The organism is Agrococcus sp. SL85 (assembly GCF_026625845.1).
Classification (GTDB): domain Bacteria; phylum Actinomycetota; class Actinomycetes; order Actinomycetales; family Microbacteriaceae; genus Agrococcus.
In genome coordinates this window covers 76,902-97,242 of sequence record NZ_CP113066.1, presented here as the reverse complement: position 1 = coordinate 97,242, position 20,341 = coordinate 76,902, and the positions used below count along the sequence as shown (strand labels likewise).

General features: G+C 73.7%; 18 protein-coding genes and 2 pseudogenes. 15 read left to right on the top strand and 5 right to left on the bottom strand.

Translation table 11 applies throughout. The features are described from left to right. Entirely contained in the window at positions 1-534 is a 534-nt protein-coding gene (locus tag OVA14_RS00470) for an OsmC family protein (protein WP_267504383.1), read from the top strand. Further along, a complete protein-coding gene (gene dxr / locus OVA14_RS00465; RefSeq protein WP_267504382.1) occupies positions 531-1,616 on the top strand; it encodes a 1-deoxy-D-xylulose-5-phosphate reductoisomerase in 1,086 nt (361 codons plus the stop codon). The genes OVA14_RS00470 and dxr overlap by 4 nt, the downstream gene beginning before the upstream one ends. Positions 1,617-1,747: 131 nt before the next feature. Here the strand turns inward: dxr and OVA14_RS00460 are convergent, their stop codons facing one another. Continuing rightward, positions 1,748-2,359 carry a hypothetical protein gene (locus OVA14_RS00460; protein WP_267504381.1) on the bottom strand — a complete coding sequence of 204 codons (612 nt, stop codon included), beginning with the start codon at positions 2,357-2,359 and terminating at the stop codon, positions 1,748-1,750. A 46-nt stretch (positions 2,360-2,405) separates the two neighbouring features. Between OVA14_RS00460 and OVA14_RS00455 the strand changes: the two genes are divergently transcribed. Next, entirely contained in the window at positions 2,406-3,734 is a 1,329-nt protein-coding gene (locus OVA14_RS00455) for a M50 family metallopeptidase (RefSeq protein WP_267504380.1), read from the top strand. Positions 3,735-3,823: 89 nt separating this feature from the next. Here OVA14_RS00455 and OVA14_RS13410 read toward each other — a convergent pair whose 3' ends face one another. The 3 genes and pseudogenes from OVA14_RS13410 to OVA14_RS13400 all read right to left on the bottom strand — a co-directional run. Then, entirely contained in the window at positions 3,824-4,246 is a 423-nt protein-coding gene (locus OVA14_RS13410) for a nuclear transport factor 2 family protein (protein WP_324288024.1), read from the bottom strand. A 208-nt stretch (positions 4,247-4,454) separates the two neighbouring features. Next, positions 4,455-4,508: pseudogene (locus OVA14_RS13405) on the bottom strand (hypothetical protein); the annotation flags it as partial. An 88-nt stretch (positions 4,509-4,596) separates the two neighbouring features. After that, positions 4,597-4,824, bottom strand: a pseudogene (locus tag OVA14_RS13400) (RNase H family protein); the annotation flags it as partial. Positions 4,825-4,932: 108 nt separating this feature from the next. Between OVA14_RS13400 and ispG the strand changes: the two are divergent. The 9 genes from ispG (at position 4,933) to OVA14_RS00405 (ending at position 14,443) form a co-directional block, all read left to right on the top strand. Next, on the top strand, positions 4,933-6,075 hold the full coding sequence (gene ispG / locus OVA14_RS00445) for a flavodoxin-dependent (E)-4-hydroxy-3-methylbut-2-enyl-diphosphate synthase (protein WP_267504379.1): 1,143 nt from the start codon (positions 4,933-4,935) through the stop codon (positions 6,073-6,075). Between the two features lies 1 nt (position 6,076). After that, positions 6,077-7,318 carry an MFS transporter gene (locus OVA14_RS00440; RefSeq protein ID WP_267504378.1) on the top strand — a complete coding sequence of 414 codons (1,242 nt, stop codon included), beginning with the start codon at positions 6,077-6,079 and terminating at the stop codon, positions 7,316-7,318. Between the two features lie 118 nt (positions 7,319-7,436). Next, positions 7,437-8,444, top strand: coding sequence for an AAA family ATPase (locus OVA14_RS00435; RefSeq protein ID WP_267504377.1), 1,008 nt, complete (start codon positions 7,437-7,439; stop codon positions 8,442-8,444). A 10-nt stretch (positions 8,445-8,454) separates the two neighbouring features. Beyond that, on the top strand, positions 8,455-9,342 hold the full coding sequence (locus OVA14_RS00430) for a DUF58 domain-containing protein (protein WP_267504376.1): 888 nt from the start codon (positions 8,455-8,457) through the stop codon (positions 9,340-9,342). Beyond that, positions 9,329-9,817: a hypothetical protein gene (locus OVA14_RS00425; RefSeq protein ID WP_267504375.1), complete on the top strand. Its 489-nt coding sequence runs from the start codon at positions 9,329-9,331 to the stop codon at positions 9,815-9,817. Before OVA14_RS00430 ends, OVA14_RS00425 begins: the two co-directional genes overlap by 14 nt. After that, positions 9,808-10,797, top strand: coding sequence for a hypothetical protein (locus OVA14_RS00420; RefSeq protein WP_324288023.1), 990 nt, complete (start codon positions 9,808-9,810; stop codon positions 10,795-10,797). The genes OVA14_RS00425 and OVA14_RS00420 overlap by 10 nt, the downstream gene beginning before the upstream one ends. Further along, positions 10,794-11,798: a vWA domain-containing protein gene (locus OVA14_RS00415; RefSeq protein WP_267504374.1), complete on the top strand. Its 1,005-nt coding sequence runs from the start codon at positions 10,794-10,796 to the stop codon at positions 11,796-11,798. The genes OVA14_RS00420 and OVA14_RS00415 overlap by 4 nt, the downstream gene beginning before the upstream one ends. Then, the gene (locus OVA14_RS00410) at positions 11,795-12,538 is read left to right on the top strand and encodes a hypothetical protein (RefSeq protein WP_267504373.1); all 744 of its coding nucleotides are present in this window, start codon (positions 11,795-11,797) and stop codon (positions 12,536-12,538) included. The genes OVA14_RS00415 and OVA14_RS00410 overlap by 4 nt, the downstream gene beginning before the upstream one ends. A gap of 60 nt (positions 12,539-12,598) precedes the next feature. Next, positions 12,599-14,443, top strand: coding sequence for a proline--tRNA ligase (locus OVA14_RS00405; protein WP_267504372.1), 1,845 nt, complete (start codon positions 12,599-12,601; stop codon positions 14,441-14,443). Position 14,444: 1 nt separating this feature from the next. Here OVA14_RS00405 and OVA14_RS00400 read toward each other — a convergent pair whose 3' ends face one another. After that, positions 14,445-15,926 (bottom strand): alanine/glycine:cation symporter family protein, encoded by a 1,482-nt coding sequence (locus OVA14_RS00400; RefSeq protein WP_267504371.1) that lies wholly within the window; start codon positions 15,924-15,926, stop codon positions 14,445-14,447. Between the two features lie 98 nt (positions 15,927-16,024). Here OVA14_RS00400 and nusA point away from each other — a divergent pair, with 98 nt between their 5' ends. From nusA to infB, 3 genes are all read left to right on the top strand, one after another. After that, positions 16,025-17,014: a transcription termination factor NusA gene (gene nusA, locus OVA14_RS00395; RefSeq protein WP_267504370.1), complete on the top strand. Its 990-nt coding sequence runs from the start codon at positions 16,025-16,027 to the stop codon at positions 17,012-17,014. A gap of 70 nt (positions 17,015-17,084) precedes the next feature. After that, on the top strand, positions 17,085-17,498 hold the full coding sequence (locus OVA14_RS13660) for a YlxR family protein (RefSeq protein ID WP_420710603.1): 414 nt from the start codon (positions 17,085-17,087) through the stop codon (positions 17,496-17,498). 73 nt (positions 17,499-17,571) lie between these two features. After that, entirely contained in the window at positions 17,572-20,289 is a 2,718-nt protein-coding gene (infB, locus tag OVA14_RS00390) for a translation initiation factor IF-2 (RefSeq protein WP_267504369.1), read from the top strand. Positions 20,290-20,341 lie beyond the last annotated feature (52 nt).

The following is a 20,341-nucleotide window of genomic DNA, read 5'->3' as shown; positions in this document are numbered from 1 at the left end:
ATGCCGATGCGACACGCCTACGCCGTCGAGGTCGAGTGGACGGGAGCGGGCGAGGAGGGCACCGCGACCTACCGCTCGTACCGCCGCGACCACGTCGTCCGGGTCGAGGGGCTGCCCGACATCCTGGGCTCCGCCGATCCGACCTTCCGCGGCGACCGCGCCCGCCACAACCCGGAGCAGCTGCTGCTCGCGGCGCTCGCGCAGTGCCACATGCTCAGCTACCTCCACCAGGCCGCGAGCCGAGGCATCGTCGTCACGGCCTACCGCGACGCCGCGACGGGCTCGATGGAGACCTCGGGCACGGGAGGCCGCTTCACCGAGGCCGTGCTGCACCCGGTCGTCACGATCGCCGACGCCTCGCAGGCCGCCGACGCGCTCGACGCGCACGGCCAGGCGGGCGCCGACTGCTTCATTGCCTCCTCCGTCGCCTTCCCGGTGCTGCACGCGCCCACGATCGTCGCCGACGGCGAGGTCGTCGCGCGCGCGGAGGCCGGGCACGGGTCGGAGCAGGGCACGGCGGAGGCGGGCGCGTGAGCCGCCGCCGCGTCATCCTGCTCGGCTCCACGGGCTCGATCGGCACGCAGGCGCTCGACGTCATCAGGGCCAACCCCGACCGCTTCGAGGTCGTCGGGCTCGTCGCCGGCCGCGATCGCGAGGGCCTCGAGGCGCAGCAGGCGGCCTTCGGCGGCGAGGCGGCGCTCGGCGCCGACGCGGCCGTGACGATGATCGAGAGCGTCGAGTGCGACGTGGTCGTGAACGGCATCACGGGCTCCGTGGGCCTCGCGCCCACGCTCGCCGCGCTCGACGCGGGGCGCACGCTCGCGCTCGCGAACAAGGAGTCGCTCGTCGCCGGCGGTGCGCTCGTCACCGAGCGCGCCGCGCCGGGGCAGATCGTGCCGGTCGACTCGGAGCACTCGGCGCTCGCGCAGGCGCTGCTCGCGGGCGCGCACCCCGAGGTGCGCAGGCTCGTGCTCACGGCCTCGGGCGGGCCGTTCCGGGGCTGGAGCAGGGAGCGGATGGCGTCCGTCACGCCGAAGGACGCGCTCGCGCACCCCACGTGGGACATGGGGCCCATGGTGACGACGAACTCCGCGACCCTCGTCAACAAGGGCCTCGAGGTGATCGAGGCGCACCTGCTCTTCGACGTCGGCTACGACCGCATCGACGTCACGGTGCACCCGCAGTCGATCGTGCACTCGATGGTGGAGTTCGTCGACGGCTCGACGATCGCGCAGGCCTCGCCGCCCGACATGCGCCTGCCGATCTCGCTCGGGCTCGACTGGCCGCGCCGCGTCGCGGGCGTCGGCCGCCCGCTCGACTGGACGGTGGCCTCGAGCTGGACCTTCGAGCCGCTCGACGCCGCCGCGTTCCCCTCGGTGGCGCTCGCGAAGCAGGTGGGGCGCAGGGCCTCCACGTTCCCGGCGGTCTTCAACGCCGCGAACGAGCAGGCCGTGCACGCCTTCCACGCGGGCGAGATCGGCTTCCTCGACATCATCCCCGCGATCGAGCGCGTGCTCGACGCGCACGAGCCGGGCGAGCTGACGCTCGAGGGCGTGCTGGCCGCCGAGCGCTGGGCGCGCGCGGAGGCCGACCGCGTCTGCGGCGTCCACCGCTAGCCCGCCCCGCCCGCCACCGCCGCCCCTGCCGATCCGCACATGTGCAGGGATTCGTCGTTCTGACGGCCCCAGAGCGACCAACTCCTGCACATGTGCGGCTGCACGGCCGGGCGGCGGAGGGCGGAGCAGGCTCAGGCGGTGCGGACGACGTCGTGGTCCGACGCCTCGAGCGCGTCGACGACGGCGTTCGCGTCCTCCCACCAGCGCGCGTAGTGGTCGGGGTCGCGGTTGATCTGCACGGCATGGGCGACGCGCGTGGGCGCGAGGTCGTCGCGGCCGTCGATGCGCGCGAGCGCCCGGTAGAACAGCACCGACGAGGCGTAGGCGTCCATCCGCACCTCGTACGCGCCCCACGAGTCGCGCTGCTGGAAGAGCCCCCGCGAGTCGGGCCCGACGCGGTCGCCCCGGTCGAGCACCCGCAGGCTCGACTCGCCCATCGCGGTCATGACCGCGATGCGCACGTCGCGATCCGACATCCCGAGGTCGCGGCCCGCCTGCACGACGATCGCGGCCTGCTCGAGCTGCTGCCCGCGCCACTCGCCGACGCGCTCGGGCAGCTCGCCCTCGACGACCGCCGACTGCGGCACGACGGGCGGCTCCTCCGCGGGCGCCGGCCGCAGGAGCAGCGAGGCGAGCACGACGACGACCGCGAGGCCGAGCAGGCCGAGCACGAGACCGCGCACGTCGCCCGAGCGCGCGGGCCGCTCGGCGATCGCGCGCGGGCGCGCAGGGCGGACGGACATGCGAGCCACGGTAGGGACATCGGCTGTGGCACTACCCTGAGCGGCGATGGAACCCGTCCTCCTCTACGTCCTGGGCGTGCTCGTGATCGTCGTCGGCCTCGCCGTCTCGATCGGCCTGCACGAGCTCGGGCACCTGTGGCCCGCGAAGGCCTTCGGCGTGCGCGTCGGGCAGTGGATGATCGGCTTCGGCCCCACCCTCTTCTCGCGGCGCAGGGGCGAGACCGAGTACGGCATCAAGGCCATCCCGCTCGGCGGGTACATCTCGATGTCGGGCATGTTCCCGCCCAGCGAGCGCGGCGGCGAGAGCCGCACGGCCTCGACGGGCTTCTTCGACACGCTCGTGCAGGACGCGCGCGACTCGAGCGCCGAGACGGTGCGCGAGGGCGAGGAGCACCGGGCGTTCTGGCGGCTCGCCACCTGGAAGCGCATCGTCATCATGCTCGGCGGGCCGGCGATGAACCTCGTGCTCGCGATCGTGCTCTACGCGATCGTGCTGTGCGGCTTCGGCGCCGCGGTGCCGGGCACGACGGTCGCGAGCGTCTCGGAGTGCGTCATCAGCGCCTCCGCCGACCGCACCGAGTGCGAGGCGACCGACCCTGAGGCGCCGGCCGCGGCCGCGGGCGTGGAGCCCGGCGACCGGATCGTGGCGATCGACGGGCGCCCCGTGGAGGGCTGGGAGTCGGTGCAGGCCGCGTTCCGCGAGAGCGCGGGCACGGCGCTCGCGGTCGAGGTGGAGCGCGACGGCGAGCAGCGCTCGCTGACCATCACGCCGCTCGAGACCGAGCGCGCCGTCTTCGACGACGCGGGGCAGCCCGTCGAGGTCGACGGCCAGCCGCTCGTCGAGACGGTCGGCTTCGCGGGCATCGGGCCGCAGTACGAGATCCAGCAGCAGCCCGTCACGGCCGTGCTGCCGGCCGTGGGCGAGAACGTGGAGCGGGTCGTGCACCTCGTGCTCAACCTGCCGCAGCGCCTCGTCGACGTCGCGGTCGCGGCCTTCGGTCCGGGGGAGCGCGACCCGAACGGCCCCATCTCGGTCGTCGGCGTCGGCCGCATCGCGGGCGAGCTCGCGTCGACCGATCAGGTGCCCGTCGCCGAGCGCGTCAGCGCGATGCTGCAGCTGCTCGCCAACCTCAACGTCGCGCTCTTCGTCTTCAACCTCATCCCGCTCATGCCGCTCGACGGCGGCCACGTGCTCGGCGCCATCGTCGACGCGGTGCGGCGCGGCTGGGCGCGGCTGCGCGGCAGGGTCGCGAAGCCGCTCGACACCGCGAAGTGGGTGCCCGTGACGCTCGCGGTCACGATGGTGCTCGGCGTCATGAGCGCGCTGCTCATCTACGCCGACATCGTGAAGCCCATCAGCCTCTTCGGCGGCTAGCGCGCCACGGCGCGGAGGTCGACGTCTCCGTGCGCACCTCGACCCCGGATCCGGGCTCGGGATGCGCGCAGGGACGTCGAGATGGGACGTCAGCCCTCGCGGGTGCCCTGGTGGAAGCGCTGCAGCCAGCGGCCGCCCTCGCGCACCCACAGGGAGCTGCGGAGCGCGGGCGCCGCGCCGACGGAGCGCCAGACGAGGAGGCGGGCGTCGGCCGAGAGCTCGTGGGTCGCGAGCACCTCGAGCTCGACGGGCGCGTCGAGCGGCGCGATCTCGTCGAGCATCTCGTCGCGGCTCCAGCGCCGGCCGGTCGCGCCGATCTCCTCCCACGCGGGGTGCAGCAGCGCCGCGACCGCGTCGCGGTCGGCGCGCACCTCGCTGCGCAGCAGGGAGCGCTCGAGGCGCACGACCTCGTGCTCCGACGCCTCCGCGGCATCGGCCGCGGGCGCGTCGTCGAGGCCCTCGAGGAGGTCGTCGAACAGCGACGGTGCGGCCGCGGCCCTCTGCGCGGCCACGGCCCTCGGAGCGGCCGCAGCCTGCGGGCGCGGGCGACGCGGCGGGAGCGGAGGCCGCGGACCCGTCGCGCGCGGTCGGCCCCGCAGGCGCAGGCGCGGCCGTGCCGGGGAAGCCGGGCCCCGCATCCGGCACGCCGCCGCGCTGGTAGGCGGCCGCCGCGCCGTTCGCGAGCCGATCGGCGGCCTCGTTCAGGGGGTGGCCGGCGTGGCCCTTCACCCACTCGAAGGTCACGCGGCCGCCGAGCGCGCGATGCTCGGCCATGAGCGCGTCGAGCGCCTGCATGAGCTCCGACGTTCATGACGGGCTTGCCGTCGGCCTTCTTCCAGCCCTTGCGCTTCCAGCCCGGCATCCACTTGGTGATCGAGTCGATGACGTAGCGGCTGTCGCACAGGATGTGGAGCGCCTCGACGCCGCGCGTCTGCTGCAGCAGGTCGAGCACCGCCGTGAGCTCGCCGATGTTGTTCGTGCCCATGCGGGCGCCGCCCGCGGCCCAGCGCTCGTCGTCGACGTACCAGCCCCACCCGGTGGGCCCGGGGTTGCCGAGCGAGGAGCCGTCCGCGGCCGCCGTGATCGTCATGCGTCCATCGTGCCAGCGCCGCGGCCGCCGCCCGCACCGCCGCCGGCGCGACCGCCCGCGGCGCCGGACGCCGCCGTCGTCCACAGCCCGCACGTCTAGGCTGGTGCCATGGCAGCGATCAACCTCGGCAAGCCGGCGCCCCTCACCCTGGCGCCCCGCCGGAAGAGCCGGCAGATCAAGGTCGGCAAGGTGCTCGTGGGCGGTGACGCGCAGGTCTCGGTGCAGTCGATGACCACCACGAAGACCACCGACATCAACGCGACCCTCCAGCAGATCGCCGAGCTCACGGCGACCGGCTGCGACATCGTGCGCGTCGCGGTGCCGAGCCAGGACGACGCCGACGTCCTGCACATCATCGCCAAGAAGTCGCAGATCCCGGTGATCGCCGACATCCACTTCCAGCCGAAGTACGTCTACCAGGCGATCGACGCCGGCTGCGCGGCCGTGCGCGTCAACCCGGGCAACATCCGCAAGTTCGACGACCAGGTGGGCGAGATCGCGAAGCGCGCGAAGGCCGCGGGCGTGAGCCTGCGCATCGGCGTCAACGCGGGCAGCCTCGACCCGCGCCTGCTCGAGAAGCACGGCAAGGCGACGCCGGAGGCGCTCGTCGAGTCGGCGGTGTGGGAGGCGAGCCTGTTCGAGGAGCACGACTTCCACGACTTCAAGATCTCGGTCAAGCACAACGACCCGGTGGTCATGGTCAAGGCCTACCGCCAGCTCGCCGAGCGCGGCGACTGGCCGCTCCACCTCGGCGTCACCGAGGCCGGCCCCGCCTTCCAGGGCACGATCAAGTCGGCGACGGCCTTCGGCATCCTGCTCGGCGAGGGCATCGGCGACACGATCCGCGTCTCGCTCTCGGCGCCGCCGGCCGAGGAGGTCAAGGTGGGCCTGCAGATCCTGCAGTCGCTCAACCTCCGCGAGCGCAAGCTCGAGATCGTCTCGTGCCCCTCCTGCGGTCGCGCGCAGGTCGACGTCTACTCGCTCGCCGACGACGTGACCGAGGGCCTCAAGGACGTGCAGGTGCCGCTGCGCGTGGCCGTCATGGGCTGCGTCGTGAACGGCCCGGGCGAGGCCCGTGAGGCCGACCTCGGCGTCGCGAGCGGCAACGGCAAGGGCCAGATCTTCGTCAAGGGCGAGGTCATCAAGACCGTGCCGGAGGCCGAGATCGTGCGCACGCTCATCGAGGAGGCGCGTCGCATCGCCGACGAGCAGGGCCTGCCCGCCGGCGAGGCCGAGGTCGTCACGGCCTGACATGACCACCCGCGGCGCCGCAGCGCCGGGCCGCCTCGTCGCGCACCCGGCGCAGCGCCGCACCCTGGTGGTGCTCTCGGTCGCGCAGGCGCTCGGCGGCGTCGCGAACGGCGTCGCGCTCGGCGTGGGCTCGCTGCTCGTGGCGCAGGTGACGGGCCGCGAGGAGCTCGCGGGCCTCGCCGCCACGCTGCTCGTGCTCGGCGGCGCGGCGCTCGCGGTGCCGCTCGCTCGGCTCGCGGCCCGCAGCGGCCGCCGCGTCGCGCTCACGACGGGCGCGCTCCTCGCGCTCGCGGGCACCGTGCTCCTCGCCGTGGGCGGCACGCTCGGCCAGCCCGCCATCGTGCTGCCCGGCTTCCTCGTGCTCGGCGGCGCCACCGCCATCAACCTGCAGTCGCGCTTCGCCGCGACCGACCTCTCGAGCCCCTCCCGGCGCGGCCGCGACCTCTCGCTCGTCGTGTGGATGACGACGGTCGGCGTCATCGTGGGGCCGAACCTCATCGCGCCGGGCGACGCGCTCGGCACGGCGCTGGGACTCCCGCAGCTCGTAGGCGCCTACGTCATCTCCGGCAGCGCGCTCGCCGTCACGGCCCTCGTGCTGTGGACGGCGCTGCGCCCCGATCCGCTGCTGACGGCGCGCGAGGGCCTGCCGAGGGCCTCGGGGCCGGCCGCGCGCCTCCGGATCCGCGAGCACCCGCGGGCGGTCGCCGCGGTCACGGTCGTCGCCGCCGCCCACGCGACCATGGTGGGCGTCATGGCGCTCACGCCCGTGCACCTCGAGCACGCGGGCCACGGGCTCGCGGCGATCGGCATCACGATGAGCGCCCACACCGCGGGGATGTACGCCCTCTCGCCCGTCTTCGGCTGGCTCGCCGACCGCGCGGGCGCGCGCCGGACGGTCCTGCTCGGCGCCGCTCTGCTGCTGCTCTCGGTGGCCGCGAACCTCGCGCTGCCGCCCGACGCGGCGCCCGTGGGGCTCGCGCTCCTCGGCCTCGGGTGGAGCGCGGCGACCGTCGCGGGCTCCGCGATCGTCGCGGGCGCCGTCGCCACCGAGCTGCGCCCCGCCCTGCAGGGCCGCAGCGACCTCGTCATGGGCCTCGCGGGCGCGGCCGCCGGCGCCGTCGCGGGCCCCGTGCTCGGCCTCGTCGGCTACGCGGGCCTCAACCTCGCGATGCTGCCGGTCATCGCGGTGATCGTCGTCGGCGCCGTCCTCGCCACGCGCCGCGCCGATCTCGCGGCGCGGTGATCGCGCGACCCGCCCAGCGCCCGCACAGCGCCGCGCGAGCGCAAGCCGGTACCGTGTTCCGGCGACCGCGCCGACCCATCCGAGCAGGCGCGCGGCCACGATCCACGAGGAGCGACGTGTGAACGCTGCAGTGCCCGGCAGGGAGCCGATCGCCCCGGAGGAGCTCGAGCGCGCGACGCGCGCCATCCGCGCCATCGAGCAGTCCTTCCAGTCGACGGTCGTCGGCCAGCACCAGCTGCTGCGCTCGCTGCTCGTGGCGCTGCTGAGCGGCGGGCACGTGCTCATGGAGTCGGTGCCGGGCCTCGCGAAGACCACGGCGGCCGCGACGATCGCGCGCTCCGTGAGCGCCTCCTTCCACCGCATCCAGTGCACGCCCGACCTGCTGCCGAGCGACATCGTCGGCACGCAGATCTGGGATCAGCACTCGGGCGCGTTCCGCACGCAGCTGGGCCCCGTGCACGCCAACTTCGTGCTGCTCGACGAGATCAACCGCTCGAGCGCCAAGACGCAGTCGGCGATGCTCGAGGCGATGCAGGAGCGGCAGACCTCCATCGGCGGCGAGACGCACAAGCTGCCCGAGCCCTTCCTCGTGCTCGCGACGCAGAACCCCATCGAGCAGGAGGGCACCTACACGCTGCCCGAGGCCCAGCTCGACCGCTTCCTGCTCAAGGAGGTGCTCACCTACCCCTCGCCCACCGAGGAGGCCGAGATCGTGCGCCGCAGCGAGTCGGGCGTCTTCGAGCGCGGCCACGGCGAGCCCGTCGCGAGCCTCGACGACGTGCGGTTCCTCCAGGGCCTCACGAAGCGCGTCTACGTCGACCAGGCGATCACGAACTACATCGTGCAGCTCATGTACGTCACCCGGCACGCGGCCGACTACATCGGCGCCGAGCTCGCCGGCTACATCGAGTACGGCGCGAGCCCCCGCGGCTCGCTCTCGTTCTCGCAGGCGGCGCGCGCCCTCGCGCTCGTGCAGGGCCGCGACTGGGTGATCCCGGAGGACGTCAAGGACCTCCGGCACGCCGTGCTGCGCCACCGCCTCATCCTCGGCTACGAGGCTGAGGCCGACGGCGTCACGAGCGACCAGGTGGTCGACGCCATCTTCGCCGCCGTCCGGACCCCGTAGGAGGTCCCGGATGGAGCGACGGCTGCGCAAGGTCAGGACGACCATGTCGATCCACGCGCACCGTCGCACGCTCGAGCTCCTCGACGGCGAGTACGCCTCGATCCACCACGGCCGCAGCCACGACTTCGACGACCTCCGCGAGTACCAGCCGGGCGACGACGTCAAGGACATCGACTGGAAGGCGACGGCGCGCAGCCACGTGCCGCTCATCAAGCGCTACATCGCCTCCCGCCAGCACACGCTGCTGCTCGTCGTCGACTCGGGCCGCAACATGGCGGCGACCGCCGAGTCGGGCACGACCAAGAGCGAGCTCGCGGTCCTCGTCGCGGGCGTGCTCGGCTACCTCGCCACGCGCCACGGCGATCGCGTCGCGCTCCTCGCGGGCGACGAGCAGCGCGTGCTCCACGAGCAGGAGGGCGGCTCCGAGGCCCACCTCGAGCGACTGCTGCGCCGCATCGACGAGGCGATCTCGGTCGACGGCCCGCGCTCGAGCCTCGCCCAGGTGCTCGAGACCGCCGTGCGGCGCATGCGGCGGCGCGCGCTCGTCGTCGTCATCGCCGACGACCTCGCCTACACGCACGACCTCGACGTGCACCTCGGCCGCCTGCAGGCGCGCCACGAGGTGCTCTGGGTCTCGATCGGCGACGCCGACCTCATGGCGCGCCGCGGCGACCACCGCGAGCTCGTCGGCGTGGAGTCCGGGATCGGGCTGCCGCCGTTCCTGCGCCGCGACCGGGGCCTCCGCCGCGCCTTCGACGAGGCGAGCGCCGAGCGCCGCGCGCGCCTCGAGGAGGGCCTGCGCTCGCTCGGCATCGCCTCGGTGCGCGTCGCCGAGGAGGCGACCGCGATCGGCACGCTCTTCCGCCTGCTCGAGAGGCACCGCCGTGCCCGGCGCTGAGCTGGCGCTGCTGCCCGCGCCCGACACCTACGGCCCCTTCGGCTACGGGCCGTGGTGGGTGCTGGGCGTCGCGATGCTGCTGGCCGTGGCCCTCGCCTACGGCCTCGCGTGGGCGTGGACGAGGCCGCGCGGCATCCTCGAGCCGCCGCCGCCCCCGCCCGTGCCGATCGACGTGCGCAGCGTCAAGGAGAAGTACCTGGGGATGATCGACGAGGTGGCCGCCGAGCACGCGGCTGGCGAGCTCGACGCGCGCGGCCTCGCGCAGCGGCTGAGCCTCGTGCTGCGCTTCTTCGCCCACGAGTCGACGGGCGTCGTCGCCGAGGTCATGACGCTCCGCGACCTCGGCGAGGCCGACCTGCCCACGGTGCGCGGCGCCGTCGAGCAGTACTACCCCTCGTCGTTCCGCCGGGCCGCCCGGCACGACCCGGAGTCGGCCGTCGACGCCGCGCGGCGGGTGGTGTCGACGTGGATGTGATGCTGCTGTGGCCGTGGGTGCTGCCGATCCTGGGGGTCGCGGCGATCGCGCTCGCGGTCCTCGGCCTGCTGCTGCCGCGCCGCCGGCGCGACCGCGGCCTCGCGGTCGCGCACGTCGACCGCATGACGGGCCTCGCCGCCTTCCGCGGCGCGCTCCTGCGCTACCGGCTGTGGATCGGCGGCGCAGCGGCGATGGCGATCGGTGCCGCGCTCGTCGCGGCCGCCGTCGCGGCCCGGCCGGCGGGCACGAGCGCGAACCAGGACGACGACTACAAGCGCGACATCGTGCTGTGCCTCGACGTCTCGGGCTCGATGGTCGACGTCGACGCCGAGATCCTGGGCGTCTACCAGCAGCTCGCGCGCGAGCTCGACGGCGAGCGCATCGGCATGCGCATCTTCGACGCCTCGAGCGTCATGGCCTTCCCGCTCACGAGCGACTACGAGTACGTCGCCGAGCAGCTCGGGCGCTACGAGCGGGCGCTCACGGGGCAGCTCGGGCCCGATGAGCAGTTCAACTACCTCGCGGGCACCGCGAACGGCCTCGGCGCCTCGCTCGTCGGCGACGGCCTGGCGTCGTGCGTGCTCGACTTCGCCGACCTGGAGGCGAGCGAGCGGCCGCGCTCGATCATCCTCGCGACCGACAACTACGTGAACGGGCAGCAGCTCTTCACCGTGGAGCAGGCGGGCCAGCTCGCCGTCCAGAACGAGGTGCGCGTGTACGCGATCAACCCGCTCGACTTCGGCGCCGACCAGGCCGCGCAGGAGCTGCGCGAGGTGTCGGAGGGCACGGGCGGCGCGTACTTCCCGCTCGACTTCGCCCAGACGGTGCCGCAGATCGTCGATCGCGTCAACGCCATCGAGGCCGGCTACATCGAGACGCCGCCGCTCATCCAGGTGGTCGACCGGCCGGGCGCGCTGCCGCTCGTCGCGCTCGTGCTCGTGGGGGCCGTCGTGCTCGCGGCGTGGAGGGCGCGGCTGTGACCGGCGCGCCGCTCTCGTTCGAGGCCGAGCTGCCCTGGCTCGTCGCCGCGATCGGCGTCGTGCTGCTGGGGCTCTGCGCCTGGCAGCTCGTCGCGCAGCGCGGCCGACGGCTCGCGTGGGCGCGGCGCACGGCGCTCGTGGTGCTCGCGGTCGCGATGGCGATGCGCCCGGCGGTCCCCGGCGGCGAGGTGCCGACCGCGTCGATCCAGGCGCGCGTGTTCATCATGGTCGACACCTCGCAGTCGATCGCGGCCGAGGACTGGGGGAGCGAGCCGCGCCTCGCGGGCGTCCAGGAGGACGTGGTCGAGATCGCGCGGGCGTTCGCGGGCGCCGACCTCTCGGTCATCTCCTTCGACTCCCAGGCCGTGCTGCGCGTGCCCCTCACCGACGACGGCTCGGCGGTGATCGAGATGGTGCGCTCGCTGCGGCCCGAGATCGCGCAGCGCTCGCGCGGCACCTCGGTGGCCGTCGCGCGCGACCTGCTGCGCACCGAGCTCGAGCGCTCGGAGGCGGCGGATCCCGCCTCCCCGGCGATCGTCTTCTACCTCGGCGACGGCGAGCACACGGCCGAGGGCCAGCCGGAGTCCTTCGGCGACGTCGCAGGGCTCGTCGACCGCGGCCTCGTGCTCGGCTACGGCACGGCGCAGGGCGGGCGCATGCAGGCCTCCGGCTTCGACACGGGGCAGGAGCCGGGCTACGTGCAGGACCCGAGCACGGGCGGCGACGCCGTGAGCCGCATCGACGAGGGCCGGCTGCGGGCCATCGCCGAGCAGCTCGGCGTCTCCTACCTCCATCGCGAGCCGGCGCTGCCGATCGCCGACGCGCTGCAGCCGATGGCCGAGGCCGACGGCGAGGCCGACCTCGACCGCACCGAGGAGGCGCGGCTCGAGCTCGCGTGGCTCTTCGGCGCACCGCTGGCGCTGCTGCTCGGCTGGGAGGCCCTGAGCCTCGCGCGCTCCCTCCGCGCCACGCGCGGCGGCTTCCAGGGGAGGGGCGCATGAGCCGCGTCCTCACCGACGGTCGGCGGCGGGTGCTGCGCCGCTGGCTGCTCATCGGCCTCATCCCCGTCGCGCTCGTCGCCGTCGTGCTCGCGACGAAGCTCATCAGCGTCAACGTCCTCTCCGGCACCGCGCAGGACCGCTTCCAGGCGCGCGCCTACCCGCAGGCGGTCGAGGCCGCGCGGGGCCTCGAGGTGTGGAACTGGATCGAGCCGTGGAAGGCGCCCTTCGACCTCGGCGTCTCGCTCGTCATGGGCGGCGCGCTGCCGGAGGGCAGGGCCGCGCTCGAGGAGGCGCTCGAGCTCCACGGGGAGCCCGAGGGCCGCGCGCAGGTCGTCGAGCACTGCATCATCGTCGCCTCCCTCGTGACCGCGATCGAGAAGCAGGGCGACGAGCTGCGCGAGTCCGGCGACCAGCAGAGCGCGAACGGCTACTACGAGGAGGCGCTCGCGCTCATCGCCGGGGCGGGGGAGGGCTGCTTCGAGGAGCCTCGCGAGGGCGAGCCGCAGGTGCGCGAGCAGCTCGAGGCCGCGCAGCCGCGCATCGAGGAGAAGATCGAGCAGCCGCCGTCCGGCGGCGACGACTCGGGCGAGGGCGAGGGCGAGGGGACCGACGAGCCGCAGACGCCCGAGGAGCAGCTCGAGCAGCAGAACGAGGACGCGCAGGCCGAGCAGCAGCAGCAGGACCAGTACGACGAGTCGGGCGAGGGCCAGGGCGGGCCGCAGGTCGACCGGCCCTGGTGAGGGGCCCGAGCCGCTCGCCCGGGGCCGGCCGCGCGCCGCCCGCCGTCTAGGATCGCAAGGGTGATCCGACAGTCCCAGCTCTTCCTCACCACCCTCCGCGAGGACCCCGCCGAGGCGGAGGTGGCGAGCCACACGCTCATGCTGCGCGCGGGCCTCGTGCGCCGCGCCGGCTCCGGCCTCTTCAGCTGGCTGCCGCTGGGCCTCCGCGTGCGCCGCAACGTCGAGCGCATCGTCCGCGAGGAGATGGAGGCGATCGGCGGCCAGGAGGTGCTCTTCCCGGGTCTGCTGCCGCGCGAGCCCTACGAGCGCACGGGCCGCTGGGAGGAGTACGGCGACGGCATCTTCCGACTGCAGGACCGCAAGGGCGCCGACCACCTGCTCGGCCCCACGCACGAGGAGATGTTCACGCTGCTCGTGCAGGACCTCGTCTCGAGCTACAAGCAGCTGCCGCTCACGCTCTTCCAGATCCAGGACAAGTACCGCGACGAGGCGCGGCCCCGCGCGGGCCTCCTGCGCGCGCGCGAGTTCTCGATGAAGGACGCCTACTCGTTCGACGTCGACGACGCGGGCCTCGAGGCCTCCTATCAGGCGCAGCGCGACGCGTACGAGCGCATCTTCCAGCGCCTCGGCCTCGACTACGTCATCGTCGCCGCCGACGCGGGCGCCATGGGCGGCTCGAAGTCGGAGGAGTTCCTGCACCCCACGCCCGTAGGCGAGGACACCATCGTGCGCTCGGCGGGCGGCTACGCCGCGAACGTCGAGGCCTTCACCACGGTGCCGCCGGCCGCGATCCCGATCGAGGGCCAGCCGGCCGCGGTCGTGCGCGCGACCCCCGACACCCCGACGATCGCGACGCTCGTCGCGCACGCGAACGAGCACGCGCCCCGCGAGGACGGCCGCGAGTGGACGGCGGCCGACACCCTGAAGAACGTCGTGCTGCGCCTCACGCACCCCGACGGCTCGACCGAGCTCGTCGTCGTCGGCCTGCCCGGAGACCGCGAGGTGCACGACAAGCGCGTCGAGGTGGCGTTCCAGCCGGCCGAGGTCGAGCCCGCCACCGAGGAGGACTTCGCGAAGCACCCGGGCCTCGTCAAGGGCTACATCGGCCCCTGGTCGGAGGCCGGGGCGGTGCTGGGCGAGGAGTCGAGCACCGGCATCCGGTACCTGCTCGACCCGCGCGTCGTCGAGGGTTCGGCGTGGCTCACGGGCGCGAACGTCGCGGGCCACCACGTCTTCGGGCTCGTCGCGGGCCGCGACTTCACGGCCGACGGCACCGTCGAGGCCGCCGACGTGCGCGCGGGCGACGAGGCGCCCGACGGCTCCGGCCCCGTCACGCTCGAGCGCGGCATGGAGGTCGGCCACGTCTTCCAGCTCGGCCGCAAGTACGCGGAGGCGCTGGGCCTCAAGGTGCTCGACGCCAACGGCAAGCTCGTCACGCCCACGATGGGCTCCTACGGCATCGGCGTCACCCGCAACCTCGCGGCGATCGTCGAGCGGTACCACGACGACAAGGGCATCGTCTGGCCGCGCGAGGTCGCGCCCTTCGACGTGCACGTCGTCGCCACGGGCCGCGACGAGGCGGTCTTCGAGATCGCCGAACGGGTCGCGGCCGACGTCGAGGCGCTCGGCCTCGAGGTCCTCTACGACGACCGCCGCAAGGTCTCCCCGGGCGTGAAGTTCGGCGACGTCGAGCTGCTCGGCATGCCCCGCGCCGTCGTCGTCGGCCGCGACGCGCCCGAGGGCGTCGTCGAGGTCTGGGACCGCGCGAGCGGCGAGCGGCAGCAGGTGCGCATCGACGAGCCTCGCGGTGGCGCTCGGCCGCTGACCCCCGCGCCTCGAGCGCGCGTCGACGACGAGGGGCCCCGCCGATCGGCGGAGCCCCTCGTCGTCGGGCGCGGTCGGTAGCTCAGCCGCGCTCGGCGCCCGAGGGGCGCTCCGCGTCGACCTTCGCGACCGTGCCGGTGACCGACTCCACCGACTCCCACACCTCGATGCCCCGCACCTCGGGGAGCATGTCGCGCGTGAACACCGGGTCCTTGCCGGCCTTCCGCTGCTCGTCGAAGTTGCGCATGAGCTTGAACGCGACGCCCGAGAGCAGGCCGATCGCCACGAGGTTGACGACGGCCATGAGGCCCATGACGAAGTCGGCCGTGTTCCAGATGACGCCGGTGGCGACGACCGAGCCGCCGAGCACCGCGGCGACGACGAGCACGCGGTAGGCGACGAGCGCGCCGCGGCGCTCGGTGATGAACTCGATGTTCGACTCGCCGTAGTAGTAGTTGCCGATGATCGACGAGAAGGCCAGCAGGAAGATCACGAGCGAGAGCACGACGCCCGCCCAGTCGCCGAGCTGCCCGGTGACGGCGCCGTAGGTGAGGTCGATGCCCTGCGCGGCGCCTGCGAGGTCGGGGGTCGAGACGAGGATGATGAACGCCGTGATCGAGCAGACGAGGAACGTGTCGAAGTAGACCCCGAGCGTCTGCACGAGGCCCTGCTTGACCGGGTGCGTCACGGCCGCCGTCGCGCCGGCGTTCGGCGCGGAGCCGAGGCCCGCCTCGTTCGAGAACATGCCGCGCTTGACGCCCTGCATGATGATGACGCCGAGCGCGCCGCCCGCGACCTGCTGGAAGCCGAAGGCGCCGGCGTAGATCTCGCCGATGACGCGCGGCACCTCGGTCACGTTCATGCCGACGATCACGAGGCCGAGCAGCAGGTAGAGCAGCGCCATCGCCGGCACGAGCTTGTCGGTGACCTGCGCGATGCGGCGGAGGCCGCCGAAGACGACGAGCGCCGTGAGGCCGGCGACGACGATGCCCACCATCCAGGGCAGCCACGCGGCGTCGGTGCCGACGGTCGAGGAGACGGTGGCGGCGATCGTGTTGGCCTGCAGCGACGAGAAGGCGAAGGGGAAGCACACGATGAGGAGCACGGCGAAGAGGATGCCCATCCAGCGCTGACCGAGGCCGCGCTGCATGTAGTAGGCCGGGCCGCCGCGGAAGCCATCCGCGTCGCGGTGCTTGAAGAGCTGCGCGAGCGACGACTCGATGAACGACGATGCGCCGCCGACGAAGGCCATCGTCCACATCCAGAAGATTGCCCCGGGGCCGCCGATCGCGATCGCGGTGCCGACGCCCGCGATGTTGCCGACGCCGACGCGCGAGGCCGCCGAGATCGTGAACGCCTGGAACGACGAGACCGACTGCGGCTTCCCGTCGGGGCCGTTCGGGGTCTTGTCGCCGAGCACGCGGAACATCGCGGGCAGCAGCCGCAGCTGCACGACGCCCGAGCGGACGGTGAAGTACACGCCGAGCACGGCGAGCAGGGGGAGCACGATCCAGGTCCACCAGAAGTCGCCGGCGGAGAGGACGAAGGCGTCGAGGGCTTCCATGCCGCCGAGCCTATCCGCGGGCTCGCCGCGGCCGCCCGGTCCGCGGTAGGCTGTCGGGTCCGCATCGAGCGATCGGACCTGCGAGAGGGAGCCCACAAGTGAAGATCGATCTGACCGTGCTGAAGACCGTCGAGCGCGAGCGTGACATCGCCGCCGACGACCTGATCCGCATCATCGAGCAGGCGATCCTCCAGGCTCACCTCCGCTCGGGCGAGAAGCACGACGCGGAGGGCCCGCAGCCGCGCGTCGAGATCGACCGCAGGACCGGCGACGTCACGCTCTTCGAGCCGGAGGTCGACGAGGACGGCAACGTCGTGGGCGAGTCGCGCGCCAACACCGACGACTTCAGCCGCATCGCCGCCGCCGCCGCGAAGTCGGTGCTGTTCCAGGCGCTGCGCGAGAAGAACGACGAGTCGGTGCTCGGCGTGTACAAGGACCGCGAGGGCGACATCATCGCGGGCGTCGTGCAGCAGGGCCCGAACCCGCGCATGGTGCACGTCAAGCTCGGCGACGACATGGAGGCGCTGCTGCCGCCCGAGGAGCAGGTGCCCGGCGTCCAGTACCGCCACGGCCAGCGCCTGCGCGTCTACATCACGAAGGTCGAGCGCGGCCAGCGCGGGCCCCAGGTGACCGTCTCCCGCACGCACCCGGCGCTCGTGCGCCGCCTGTTCGCGCTCGAGGTGCCGGAGATCGCCTCCGGCGCGGTCGAGATCGTCGCCATCGCGCGCGAGGCCGGCCACCGCTCGAAGATCGCCGTGCGCGCGACGCAGCCGGGGATCAACGCGAAGGGCGCCTGCATCGGCGAGCTGGGCGCGCGCGTGCGCGCCGTGCAGTCGGAGCTCGGCGACGAGAAGATCGACATCGTCGACTACTCGGACGACCTGCCCACCTTCGTCGCCTCGGCGCTGAGCCCGGCCCGCGTCTCGGACGCGTTCCTGCTCGACGCGAAGACGAAGGCCGTGCGGGCGCTCGTGCCCGACTTCCAGCTCTCGCTCGCGATCGGCCGCGAGGGCCAGAACGCGCGCCTCGCCGCGAAGCTGACGGGGGCGAAGATCGACATCCAGCCCGACTCCGTCATGGAGGACTGAGCCGCCAGCGGCGTCGAGCGCTGCTGGCGCCTGGCGGCCAGTGGCGGCACCTGGCGGCGAGTGGCGGCAGATGGCTGTCATTCGCCGCCGATCCCAGCCGTTCGTCGCCACTCAGCACCGGATGCCGCCACTCGGTGGCGGGGTGCGCGGGGGAGGGTCGCCTCCGGGCGAGCCACAGCGCCCGGGCGTGTCGTGCGGTAGAGTGGGGGTCATCCGAACGTGTCTTGGCTGCCGCGCGCGCTCCGAATCCGCAATCCTCGTGCGGATCGGCGCGCAGGGCGGTCAGGCGGTCGTCGACCAAGGTCGACGGCTTCCCGGCCGAGGCGCGTGGGTGCATCCGACGCAGCAGTGCGCGGAGCGCGCGATCCGCGCGATCCCGCGGGCGCTGCGCCAGCACCTGGACACCGGACCCATCGCACGATGGGCACAGGACGGGCTCGGCCAGAGCCCCGACCGAAGGAACGAACGGCCAATGGACAACTGATGAGCGGCTCGAGATGAGACCCGTCAGCAAGTGACGTCCGCCCTGTCCTGGGCGGACCAGGACAGGAGAGTAAGTGGCTAACCCCCGCGTGCACGAGATCGCCGCCGAGATCGGCGTCGAGAGCAAGGTCGCCATGGCCAAGCTCAAGGAGATGGGCGAGTTCGTCAAGGGACCCGCCTCGGCGATCGCGCCCCCGGTCGCCCGGAAGCTCAAGGCCGCCCTCGAGGCGGACGGCCACGTCGGCGCGCCCGCCGACGCGGCCCCGGCAGCGGCGAAGCCCGCCGCCGCCAAGCCGGCGTCGAAGTCGCCGGCCGCGAAGCCCGCGGCCAAGCCGGCCGCGAAGCCCGCGGCCGAGGCCCCCGCCGCCGAGGCGCCCGCCCCGGCCCCCGCGGCTCCGGCCGCGCCCGCCGCGCCCGCGGAGGCGGCTCCGGCCGCGCCGCAGGGCGACGCACCGACCCCCGGCGCTCCGGCAGCCGGTGCGCCGACGCCCGGTGCCCCGACGCCCAGCGCGATCCCGCGCCCCATGGGCCGCCCCGGCGCGCCCCGCCCCGGCAACAACCCGTTCGCGTCGAGCCAGGGCATGGGCCGGCCGCGCGGCGGCAACAACCCGTTCACGAGCCGCCAGGGGTCGGCGGGCCCCGGCGGTCCCCGCCCGGCCGCGCCGCGTCCCGGTGCGCCCCGCCCGGGCGCCCCGCGCCCCGGCTCCCCGCGTCCCGGCTCGCCCCGCCCCGGCGGCGGCGGCCGTCCCGGTGCGGGCGGCGGCTTCCAGCGTCCCGGCCAGGGCGCGCCCGGTCGCGGCGCTCCCGGTCGCGGCGGCCCCGCGTTCGCGGGCCGCGGCGGCGGTCGCGGTCGCGGCGGCACCGCCGGCGCGTTCGGCAAGGGCGGCGGCAAGGCGAAGTCGCGCAAGTCGAAGCGCACGAAGCGCCTCGAGTTCGAGATGCGCGAGGCCCCGACGGTCGGCGGCGTCAAGATCCGTCGCGGCGACGGCGACACCGTCATCCGCATGCGCCGCGGCGCCTCGATCGCCGACTTCGCCGAGAAGATCGACGCGAGCCCCGGCGACCTCGTCACCGTGCTCTTCCACCTCGGCGAGATGGCGACGGCGACGGAGTCGCTCGACGAGACCACCTTCGAGCTGCTGGGCGCCGAGCTGGGCTACAAGGTCCAGATCGTCAGCCCCGAGGACGAGGACAAGGAGCTGCTCGGCGGCTTCGGCCTCGACCTCGAGCAGGAGCTCGAGGACGAGACCGACGAGGACCTCGAGTACCGCTCGCCCGTCGTCACGGTCATGGGCCACGTCGACCACGGCAAGACGCGACTGCTCGACGCCATCCGCGGCGCGAACGTCATCGACGGCGAGGCCGGCGGCATCACCCAGCACATCGGCGCCTACCAGGTCTGGCAGGAGCACGAGGGCGAGGACCGCGCGATCACCTTCATCGACACCCCGGGTCACGAGGCGTTCACCGCCATGCGTGCCCGCGGTGCGCAGGTGACCGACATCGCGATCCTCGTGGTCGCGGCCGACGACGGCATCATGCCCCAGACGATCGAGGCGCTGAACCACGCCCAGGCGGCCGACGTGCCGATCGTGGTCGCGGTCAACAAGGTCGACAAGGAGGGCGCGAACCCCGCCAAGGTGCGCCAGCAGCTCACCGAGTACGGCCTCGTGGCCGAGGAGTACGGCGGCGACACGATGTTCGTCGACGTCTCCGCGCTCGCGAAGATCGGCATCGAGGACCTCCTCGAGGCGGTCCTCCTCACGGCCGACGCGGGTCTCGACCTGCGCGCGAACCCGAACAAGGAGGCGCGCGGCGTCGCGATCGAGGCGAAGCTCGACAAGGGCCGCGGCTCGGTGGCGACCGTGCTCATCCAGTCCGGCACGCTGCGCGTCGGCGACGCGATCGTCGCAGGCACGGCCTACGGCCGCGTCCGCGCGATGGTCGACGACCGCGGCGAGCTGGTCGAGGAGGCCGGCCCGTCGATGCCCGTCCAGGTGCAGGGCCTCTCGAGCGTCCCGCGCGCCGGCGACACCTTCCTCGTCACCGAGGAGGACCGCACGGCTCGTCAGATCGCCGAGAAGCGCGAGGCCGTCGAGCGCAACGCGCTGCTCGCCAAGGCGCGCAAGCGCCTCTCGCTCGAGGACTTCCGCCTGGCGCTCGAGCAGGGCAAGGTCGAGACGCTCAACCTCATCATCAAGGGCGACGTGTCGGGTGCCGTGGAGGCGCTCGAGGAGTCGCTCATGAAGATCGAGGTCGACGACTCGGTCGACCTGCGCATCATCCACCGCGGCGTCGGCGCCATCACGGAGTCCGACGTGAGCCTCGCGACCGTCGACTCGGCCGTCATCATCGGCTTCAACGTCCGCCCCGACACGAAGGCGCGCGAGCGCGCCGCCCGCGAGGGCGTGGACGTCCGCTTCTACAACGTCATCTACGCGGCGATCGAGGACATCGAGAACTCGCTGAAGGGCATGCTGAAGCCGGAGTACGAGGAGGTCCAGTCGGGCGTCGCGGAGATCCGCGAGGTCTTCCGCTCCTCGAAGTTCGGCAACATCGCCGGTGTCATCGTGCGCTCGGGCACGATCACGCGCAACGCGAAGGCGCGGGTCATCCGCGACGGCGTCGTGCTGGCCGACGGGCTCGCCATCGAGTCGCTGCGCCGCTTCAAGGACGACGTCACCGAGGTCCGCACGGACTTCGAGTGCGGCATCGGCCTCGGCAAGTTCAACGACATCCAGCTTGGCGACGAGATCGAGACCACCGAGATGGTCGAGAAGCCGCGCGACTGATCGCATCGACGACCTGTGGGGCGGCCTCGGCCGCCCCACAGGCGTCTCCAGG